Source organism: Bartonella capreoli, from assembly GCF_902813205.1.
GTDB lineage: Bacteria > Pseudomonadota > Alphaproteobacteria > Rhizobiales > Rhizobiaceae > Bartonella > Bartonella schoenbuchensis.
Genome location: NZ_CADDZX010000245.1, coordinates 1 through 436 on the forward strand (window position 1 = coordinate 1; position 436 = coordinate 436).

1 protein-coding gene is annotated in these 436 nt (G+C 53.4%); it reads right to left on the reverse strand.

Going from position 1 to position 436, the window contains the following annotated elements; genetic code table 11:
* Positions 1-130 precede the first annotated feature (130 nt).
* A partial coding sequence (locus J7R05_RS08270; protein WP_208541880.1) for a hypothetical protein occupies positions 131-436 on the reverse strand: 306 nt, incomplete at its 5' end.

The following is a 436-nucleotide window of genomic DNA, read 5'->3' on the forward strand; positions in this document are numbered from 1 at the left end:
ATCCTTCCCACATCACTCTAATTCACCTCATTTCATTGGTCGTGAACTATTAACGATATCAATCGTCTTATCTCCAATACCACTCCAAAACTCTTTAATACCATCACCTTAACCACCATACTCTATAACCTTAATTTTCCCCTTCTCTTAACTTTCTCCAAATCCCTCCTCCCCCCTTTTTTCCTCCGTTCCCCCTCTTGCTGCCCCCTCCCTCTTCCTCTTCTCTCTCTCCTTCCCCCTCTCCCCCCTCCCCTCCTTCCCTCCCCTCCTCCCCCCTCCCCCTTCTCCCCCCTTCCTCCTTCCTCCCCTCCCTCCTCCCCCCCTTCTCTTTTCCCTTTTTCCCCTCCCCCCCTCCCTTTCTTCCTCTTCTTCCCTCCCTTCCCCTTCCCTCTTCCTTTCCCCCCTCCCCACTCCTTTCTCGCCCTCTTCTCCTTCT